Origin of the sequence: uncultured Blautia sp., from assembly GCF_902497045.1 — a bacterium.
Lineage (GTDB): Bacteria > Bacillota > Clostridia > Lachnospirales > Lachnospiraceae > Blautia_A.
On sequence record NZ_CABVDF010000114.1, the window covers coordinates 1 to 8,759 of the forward strand.

Here is an 8,759-nt window from a genome sequence, read left to right on the forward strand (position 1 = left end):
TAATATATATGTACTTTATACCAGAAAAGACCCTTTCTCTTATGATCTGCCTGTCAGACGCTGCTCTTTCTGATTATCCGGTAGGTTCCCAACATTGCAGCCACAGAAAATACTGCCGCTGCAGCCGTCCAGATACTTCCGGGAATCCCGCTGCAAAAATCAATTGCTGTATTTCCAATCCTGCCAAACACAGAATCCGGCGCATCCTCTGCTGCACCCATAATCCGGGGAAAAACAATACACATAGTCATCCACAGCACCCAGAAAATCCCATAAGCATATTTTCCAAAGCGCATTCCCAGCGCGCCCAGAAACGTACTGCCGATCACCAGGAATACAACCACAGGAACTCCCCATTTCAGCAGATAAGGCCAGACATCCACTACAACCTTCATTTCCGGGTAACGGCTTCTGTTCAGAAATCGATCGCCCAGATGGGTCAAAAGCACAATCACATACATCACAAAGGACTGTATCAGACTTACTGCCAGAAACGCCCAGAAAAAATATTTCCGTACACCGCCCATAGATATCACCAGACGGAAATACAAAGAAAACTGAACCATAATAAACGCCACTGCAAATATCACCGCTATCATACCCGCCAGAAGTGTTCCCAGCGGCACATACTCCGTTGCTGCATCCGGCTTCAGATAATAAATAATTTGAAGAAGAATGGTTCCAAAAAGTCCTGCTCCCACTGCGATCACCGCACCGCCGATCAGATCGTCTTTCTGTATCAGAAACTGTTTTCGTATCATATCCAGCATCATTGTCCCCTCCTTATACCCGTACTTCAATCTTTCTTGTAAGCATAAATGCAGCCGCTCCTGTAAACAGATAGAAAACCACCATAATCAGAGCCAAAGGCCAGAAATTATATTCCATCATTGCTTCTATACTTATATGTTGAAGAGAAATGCTCTCTCCCTGCATTGCTATAAAAACAGCTATGCTGATCGTCATCACCAGGATAGCCACCGCCATGATAATAGAACCGATTTTCCCCCAGCGCAGGGCAATTGCTCCAAACAGCATGCCAAAACCTCCAAATCCCAGCAGTACACTTGCCAGTAGCGAGGAAATAAAAATAATTATTTCCATTTCCCAGATGCCAAAGATGCACCAGATCAGAATCCCCAGAAGGATGTGCAGAAGCACAGTCGCCGCATGTCCTGCAGCCAGTCCCCATACAGCCGCCTTCCGGGTCACATTCATGGATATCAGCAGGGGGATTTCTGTCTGAAACGCGGAGAGTATCGAGATCATGGACACAAATAATCCCGCTATTGCCAGATATACCAAAAACGAGGCACCCAGTCCGATCCCCTGTATATATTGTGCATTTCCCAGCTCATTCAAAAGCCAGAATCCAAGCATACAGGCAAAAGAAATGCCTGTCCATACAACAGCATTCCTGCCCCAGTATTTCACATACCTTCCCAGTTTCATACTCATTCCTCCCCGCAAAGTGCCACAAATAATTTCTGAAGGCTTACATTCTGTACACTTACATCATATTCTGTTCCGATATGCTGACCCGGCTCCAGAAGCACTGTCACACCCCGGCTTCTTCCCAGCCGTTCCTCATGATAAGTGGTCAGACCTTCCACAGCCTTTGCCACATCCTCCTCATGTCCACTGACATGAAAGGCTCTTTCCAAAAGCTCCTGGGTGTTTTCCTTCAGAAGGATACTGCCCTGATCCAGAAGGATCACTTCCTCAAAAATATCTGACGCCTCCTCGATAATGTGGGTAGATACCACAAAGGTTCGCCCGGTTTCCGTAAATTCCTCCACAAGCAGCTCATAAAATTTCTCTCTGGCAACCACATCAAGCCCTGCCACCGGCTCATCAAAAATCGTAAATTCCGCCTTGCTCGCCAATCCTACAATAATCGTCACCATGGAACACATTCCCTTGGAAAGCTTTGAAATCCGCTGTTTCACATCCAGCCTGAAAAGTTCCACCAGTCTCTTTGCCATTTCCTTATCCCAATAAGGAAAAAAGGTAGCTGCTGCCCAGAGATATTCTTTTACTTTCATTGCGTTGGCATTGCCGCCCTGAAGCTGATTCAGCTCCCTTGAAAAACAAAGATGCTTTAATGCCTCCGGATTTTCCCATACCTGCATTTCATCAAAGGTCACACTTCCTTCTGTTGCAGGATTCTGAGAAGTCAGTATGGATAAAAGCGTGGTTTTTCCCGCTCCGTTACGGCCGATCAGACCATAGATCTTCCCTTTTTCCAGAGTCAGGTCAATACCATGAAGCACTTCCTTTGTTCCATATTTTTTTGTAATTCCTTTTGCTTTTAATTCACTCATATATACACCCTCTGCTTTCTGAAAACCGTTACTCCCTTTCGTTCTCTGCTTCCTGAATCATGGCGATCAGCTCTTGTCTGGTGATTCCCAGACTGTATGCCTCCGCCATAAGACTTTTTACATAATCATCGTAAAAATTCTTTTTCCGTTTCTCCATGATCTGCTTCTTTGCTCCTGTCGCTACAAACATTCCAATACCCCGCTTCTTATACAAAATCCCCTCGTCCACCAGAAGATTTACTCCCTTGGCTGCCGTGGCGGGATTGATTGCATAAAGCTTCGCCAGTTCATTGGTGCTGGGCACCCTCTCCTCCTCCAAAAGAATATTCCGCAGAATATCCTTTTCAATCATTTCCTTGATCTGAATGTAAATTGACTTCTCCTGTGTCAGGATTTCATTCACGCATTCTCACATCCCTTCTGTTTATGGAGCCACTCATTTAGTTCATTACTTGTGTAATTAACCATATCACCAATGTTGTTATTTGTCAATACTGATAAATAAAAAACAGAGCTGATGCTCCGGCAGATAATCTGTCTGCCTTTGCTTCAGCCCTGTAATTCTGATTTGCCACTGGTTATTCTGTTTCAAAAAGCTTCACCTGCGTAAAAACACGCTGAACACATTACCTTTCTCCGAATCATATTCCCCTTTCATATATCCCCTCTGGCCATTTACAATTTCACGGGCAAGATACAGACCAAGCCCTACGCCTTCCTGCTCTGCGGCATTTTTTCCCCGGTAAAACCTCTGAAAGACTCTGGCAAATTCTTCCCGTTCCACCTTTGTCCCCTGACTGCATACGTTGATCCGGATATACATCTCATATTCCAGAAGCTCTACAAGGATCCTGCTTTCCGGGACACTGTACTTCACCGCATTATCCAGAAGGTTAAAAAACACCTCTTCTGTCCATTTTCTGTCCAGACAGGCTTTCAGATCCTGCCGTCCTTCCAGACAGATATCGTTTCCGTGCTGCTCCGCCTTTAACGATACCTGATCCACAGCAGACAAAACCACCGGAAGTACCGGCTGCAGTTCCGGCTTCAGAGAGATGATTCCCGTCTCCAGTCGTGAAACTTTTGCAAATCCTTCGCCCAGCCAGCTCAGTTTCCGGGCCTGCCTCTCCAGATTATCTGCAAAATGCCGGCGTTCTTCTGTTGTCAGGGCATCTTCCTTTAAAAACTCACTGTACATTTTAATATTGGCAATAGGCGTATTGATCTGATGCACCAGATCGCTGACAGAGCGGCTGATCTGATCCCTCAGTTCCTTTTCTCTCTGCTCCTGAGCCCTGTGGATATCATAGAGACGCCCTGCCCGGGTCTGAAATTTACCCAGCAGGGTATCTTCATTCTCTGAAAAGCACTTTACTTCCCGCCCCAGAATCAGCTGCTCCAGCATGTTATCCACCTGGATCATGGTTCTGTTGGCAAATTTCTCCATTCTTCTGTATCGCAGAAGTACCAGCGCAAGGGCAGCCATCAGTATAACGATTACCGCAAGCAGAAATACGGTCATCCCCCGGCTCATGTCCGGTCGCTCCATTTGTAGCCGATTCCAAAAACCGTCCTGATATATCCCTGCTCCCGGGAATCCTCTTCTATTTTTCCTCTCAGTCTCCCCACATTTACGTTCAGGGTTTTTTCATCCACATAGTTCTCATAAGTATCCCACACCATATCCAGCAGTTGTTCTCTTGTCAGCACCTGATTCCGGTGGGTCAGAAAGGCTTCCAGAAGGCGTATTTCCGTGGCAGTCAGCTTTACCTCCTGCCCCTGCTTTTTCAGTTGTTTTCCATCAAAATCATATATCAGCTCACCACAATGATAAAACCGGCTGTCTGTATTTTCCGAACGCTTCAGCAGCGCTTCGATCCTCCGAAGCAGAACCGCCATAGAAAACGGCTTTGTCACATAATCGTCGCAGCCTGAGTCAAATCCTTTCAGCATATCTGCTTCTGTATCCCGGGCAGTCAGAAACAATGCCGGAACCGGATCGTTCTGCCGGACGTCTTTCAAAAACGCTCTTCCATCTCCATCCGGCAGGTTGATATCCAGTATCATAAGATTTACAGGCTGATTCAGATATTCCGACGCTTTCTTTATGTTTTTTGCACAGTATACCAGGTATCCTTTTTTTCGCAGGGCATAGGCAATACCCTCATTTAACATTGGATCGTCTTCAAGCAGCAGAATTTTTGTGTCCATTATTTTCTCCAGTCCGGAGAGTCCGAAGGTCTCCGCTTTTTCCGCGCAGCCCTGGCTGCACTGTGTTTATCTTACTCAATTTCCCGCAGTCTTTCAACAATGGATTTTTTGTTCAGAACTTTTACCAGGAGCCAGGTCATAAAGATACAGATACCTGTCACCAACAGCAGCAGAACGGATGCCGATACCAGAAACAGCCCTGCGTTAAATCCTGTAAACAGCGGATGCTGAGTCACAAGATAAGACATAATGCCGCCGGATATCAGCATAAGAGCCACAGACACACTCATAAACTTCAGGGTATCTTTCAGAAGCATTGCCCACAGCTGCTTCCTTGTCATTCCAATGGACTGCATTGCCGCCAGCTCGATCTTTCGGGAAAATACATCCGAGGTAATGGTATTGACCAGATTGGAAATCCCAATAATCCCCAGAAGTCCTGCCAGCAGAAAGCCGATCAGCTGGAAAGTCTGCTTCTGACCACCCATTTCGGATCTGGTGTAATAACGGGAATCCAACTGAAGCTGCGTGTTGTACTCCTCAGCCATAAGACTGTTGATCTGTTGATTCTGTTCCTCTGTGATCTCTTCCTCTGTGTCGATCTGAATGTTGCTGATCCGTTGTTCATAATCCGGGTACAGCTCCTTAAACAGAGTATCGGACAAAATGATGTTCCCAACGCCAAAATCACCGGATCCATATATTTCAGATTTCGCCCGTACCGCCAGAATGGTTACCTCTTTTTCTATACAGTTCCCCTGAGCATCATAAAAACCGATTGTTGTTTTATCTCCAGGATGTACGCTGCCCTCAAAATCTCTTCCCAGAATTTCCTGACTGTCCGGAGACGCCCATACAATACCTTCTCCTGTCTTAAACTTCTCCAAATCCAAAGTTCCCTCAAAAACGCCCTCACAGGCAAGCTCCTGCCGGATCAAATCTGCAGGGATTCCCTTTACTCCCAGCTTCCACCGGTTGTTTTCTGCCTGATCCAGAAGACCTGTGTCTCCATAAGTACTCATAAATTCTTCACTGCCTGCAAAAAATTCCATTTCCTTTTTTAACGCGCCGTCCAGAGACACCTGAGCCAGAGAAGGCCAGTAAATTCTTCCCATTGTCGTTTCCTCATAATCCGGCATCAGCCTTGCCTGATATGCCACACCCACATTGGTCACAAAAGGCAGTGCAGCTATTTTCTCCGGCAATTCTGCAGAGACAGGCTGGTAAGGCTCTTCCAGCGACCAGGAGAAACCCTTATGAAAAATCCTGGCATCCTTCATGTTGTAGCGTTCCACCATATGATCTATGGAAAATCCCAGAGCTGCATTGCAGGAAACCAGAAAAATCATTCCACTTAACGCGAAAGAAAGAATCGTAAACATATTTTTCTTCTTTTGGGCGCGAATCTGGCTGCCTCCACCGGAGAAATATGACAGGCCAGCTTCAGAGATTTCAATGCACTGACGTATACGGTAAACCAGGAAAACCCGGCTCCCAGAAGAAACACCACCAAAACATTTGGCGCTTTGTAAAACATGCCATACATGGTCTGCCGCATCACTCCCGGTCCGATCAGATTTCCCACAAGATACCCCAGTACGATTCCCATCAGGATACCGATAACTGCCAGACGACGGATCTGCTGCATCAGCACAGCCTTCAGCTGTCTTGCTGTGGTACCGATGGTTTTCATCATGCCAAACCAGCGGATATCAGAGGATACAGAAATATAAAACACATTATAGATCAGGAAATAACCGCTCAGACCAATAAACAGCACAAACAGAATCGCCGGCCCTACACTGAAAAGCATATTCCCCATACTGCTGGTGTTTTTTGTCCCGGTTCCGGTTCCGCCTGCCAGATCGTTGGCTTCCTGCAGTTTATCCATTACATCTGTTTTCATCAGGAGAGGATTCAGATTATTCAGTTTCACATAAATCTTATGCGGACGCTGATCCATAGCGGGATTATACTGTGTAATAAATTCAGGTACCGTATAGATCTCATCATAAACCTTGCTGATGTTGATCAGGGGGTTTTTATAATATCCGGTAATGGTAAAGGTCATGGGCGTTTCCACCATTTTTTCATCTGCGCCGATCATCACCAGAAGCTCCAGCTGACTGCCAACCACTGTTTCAAGCCCCAGACGTTCCGCCATAGTATCGGAAATCACAATTTCATCCGCGCTCTGTGCAAATCTGCCTTCAATCAGTTCCACAAAATTATGTCCAAAATAACCTTTATCTGGAGCCAGCAGCCGCACATCCATGCCGGCAAACTCCCGATTGTGAAGTCCTGCCCCACTGCATTCCCTGGCCATATCTGCCCATTGGATCTGGGGCAGTTCCTCAAGCCTCTGCCGTGTTTCTTCTGTACCATTAATATTTCCTTCACAACCCGGTCCAGGAGCAGATTCCCCATAATTACCGATGGTAGAGATCATGCCAATTCCTACCGTCCACACCGCTGTGATCAGAAGCGTCGTCAGAGCAATGGCAAGAATGGCAATTCGGTTTCTGCTTTTATGAGAAATATAATTATCCCTTGCCAGTTCCTTCAATACTTCCTTATCAGAATTTTGAAACATGGATATCACCTCCCACTACCCTTCCGTCCTCCAGGTGAATAATACGGTCTGCCATCTGGGCAATTTCTTCATTATGGGTAATCATAATAATCGTCTGGTTAAACTCCCGGCTGGTCATCTGCAAAAGCCCCATTACCTCCGCACTGGTTCTGGAATCAAGATTTCCCGTAGGCTCGTCTGCCAGAACAATCTTGGGCTTGGAAGCCAGCGCTCTTGCAATGGCCACCCTCTGCTGCTGTCCTCCTGAAAGCTGATTGGGACGGTTTCGAACTTTTTCTGTCAGTCCCAAAAGGTTCAGGAGCTTTCCGGTAAACTCTTCATCCGGTTTGTTGCCATCCAGACGTATTGGGAGAACCACGTTTTTATACACATTCAGCATAGATACCAGATTATAGTTCTGAAAGACAAATCCAATGTTTCTTCTGCGAAATACAGTCCGCTCCTCATCTTTCATATTCAAAAGAGACTGTCCGCCGATGATAACCTCGCCACTGTCCGCATAGTCCAGACCGCCCAGTAAATTTAAAAGAGAGGTTTTTCCGGATCCGCTGGTTCCCACGATTGCAACAAACTCTCCTTTTTCCACTGAAATACTGATATCATCCACGGCCTTTACCAGACTGCTGCCCTGACCATAATATTTTTTCAGATGCTTTGTTTCTAATATTTTCATAAAAAATGTCTCCCTTCATTATGTTGAGTTTATCATAACAAAGGGAGATTACAATCTGGTAACAATATGAAATAAAGGTATTTCCAACATACTCATGCTTTTTTATAAAAAAAAGAACCTCTTAAAAAGAGATTCTTTCTCATTTAGTCGAAGCGACAGGATTTGAACCTGCGGCCTCTGCGTCCCGAACGGATCGAGAGGCGTTTCCCTTAGTGGTAATTAAAGGCATCTAACACCCCTGAAACCCCTATAAAATCAACGTTTTTTGGACATAAGGCGCGCAACCCCCGACACTCTCAAAATCAAATTTTTTGGCGCATTTTGTGTAACGTTTTGTGTAACGTTTTCTATTACACTCCGTCTTACACAGCGAAATACTTCGCTTTATGTCACACCACTGTTCACAAATGCTGTCACTTTTTACTCAAAAATATTATCTATCAGGCACAATGTATAATATTCATTCTCACAAAAAATTTAATAATTTATGGAGGCAAAAATGAATATTACAAAGGATATTTTTAGACGTGCAACTTTACAGGGACTTGCTGATTACCTTATCTATGGATCAGCCATTGAATCTTTTTTCCCGGAAAAAGACTATGATAAAAAATTAGAAAAAGCTTACAAAGAATATGAAGAAAATCTAAAAACACAGGATATAGAATCCATTCAGCCTTTCATAGACCTTGCCAACAATCTTACAAGCGAAGTGGCAGAAGCGTATACTGCCATCGGACTAAAAGCCGGATTCCTGATTCTATTTGATATCCTGAAAGAATTGGAAAAATAATATAATCCCTGTCCACCATCTCACCACCCAGCGTTCCGCAGGATGCCCGAAGCATCGGTGTACCTAACAGGGCGGTGGGATGTTCGGGCAAGCGTCAGTTTTCTTTCCTAAAAATGAATATAAAAATACCGCCGGACATTTACTGACTGGCGGCGTTCATAATCT

General features: G+C 45.2%; 10 protein-coding genes. 1 reads left to right on the top strand and 9 read right to left on the bottom strand.

Features of this window, described 5'->3' with window-relative positions:
- Positions 1 to 53 precede the first annotated feature (53 nt).
- The 9 genes from RDS42_RS09230 to RDS42_RS09270 all read right to left on the bottom strand — a co-directional run bounded on the left by RDS42_RS09230 (position 54) and on the right by RDS42_RS09270 (position 7,801).
- Positions 54 to 773 carry a hypothetical protein gene (locus tag RDS42_RS09230; protein WP_308783409.1) on the bottom strand — a complete coding sequence of 240 codons (720 nt, stop codon included), beginning with the start codon at positions 771 to 773 and terminating at the stop codon, positions 54 to 56.
- 10 nt (positions 774 to 783) lie between these two features.
- The gene (locus RDS42_RS09235; RefSeq protein ID WP_308783410.1) at positions 784 to 1,452 is read right to left on the bottom strand and encodes a hypothetical protein; all 669 of its coding nucleotides are present in this window, start codon (positions 1,450 to 1,452) and stop codon (positions 784 to 786) included.
- 2 nt (positions 1,453 to 1,454) lie between these two features.
- Complete coding sequence (locus tag RDS42_RS09240) at positions 1,455 to 2,324, bottom strand: ABC transporter ATP-binding protein (RefSeq protein WP_308783411.1); 870 nt, start codon at positions 2,322 to 2,324, stop codon at positions 1,455 to 1,457.
- Positions 2,325 to 2,352: 28 nt separating this feature from the next.
- Positions 2,353 to 2,727, bottom strand: a complete 375-nt coding sequence (locus RDS42_RS09245; RefSeq protein WP_308783412.1) for a GntR family transcriptional regulator — start codon at positions 2,725 to 2,727, stop codon at positions 2,353 to 2,355.
- A gap of 195 nt (positions 2,728 to 2,922) precedes the next feature.
- Positions 2,923 to 3,858: a HAMP domain-containing sensor histidine kinase gene (locus tag RDS42_RS09250; RefSeq protein WP_308783413.1), complete on the bottom strand. Its 936-nt coding sequence runs from the start codon at positions 3,856 to 3,858 to the stop codon at positions 2,923 to 2,925.
- Positions 3,855 to 4,535, bottom strand: coding sequence for a response regulator transcription factor (locus RDS42_RS09255; RefSeq protein WP_308783414.1), 681 nt, complete (start codon positions 4,533 to 4,535; stop codon positions 3,855 to 3,857). Before RDS42_RS09255 ends, RDS42_RS09250 begins: the two co-directional genes overlap by 4 nt.
- 71 nt (positions 4,536 to 4,606) lie before the next feature.
- Positions 4,607 to 5,917, bottom strand: coding sequence for an ABC transporter permease (locus tag RDS42_RS09260; RefSeq protein WP_308783415.1), 1,311 nt, complete (start codon positions 5,915 to 5,917; stop codon positions 4,607 to 4,609).
- Positions 5,890 to 7,128 (bottom strand): ABC transporter permease, encoded by a 1,239-nt coding sequence (locus RDS42_RS09265; protein WP_308783416.1) that lies wholly within the window; start codon positions 7,126 to 7,128, stop codon positions 5,890 to 5,892. The genes RDS42_RS09260 and RDS42_RS09265 overlap by 28 nt, the downstream gene beginning before the upstream one ends.
- Positions 7,112 to 7,801, bottom strand: coding sequence for an ABC transporter ATP-binding protein (locus RDS42_RS09270; RefSeq protein ID WP_308783417.1), 690 nt, complete (start codon positions 7,799 to 7,801; stop codon positions 7,112 to 7,114). The genes RDS42_RS09265 and RDS42_RS09270 overlap by 17 nt, the downstream gene beginning before the upstream one ends.
- Positions 7,802 to 8,300: 499 nt before the next feature.
- On the opposite strand from RDS42_RS09270, the gene RDS42_RS09275 reads away from it, so the two are divergent.
- Positions 8,301 to 8,594, top strand: coding sequence for a hypothetical protein (locus RDS42_RS09275; protein ID WP_308783418.1), 294 nt, complete (start codon positions 8,301 to 8,303; stop codon positions 8,592 to 8,594).
- Positions 8,595 to 8,759: the final 165 nt, after the last annotated feature.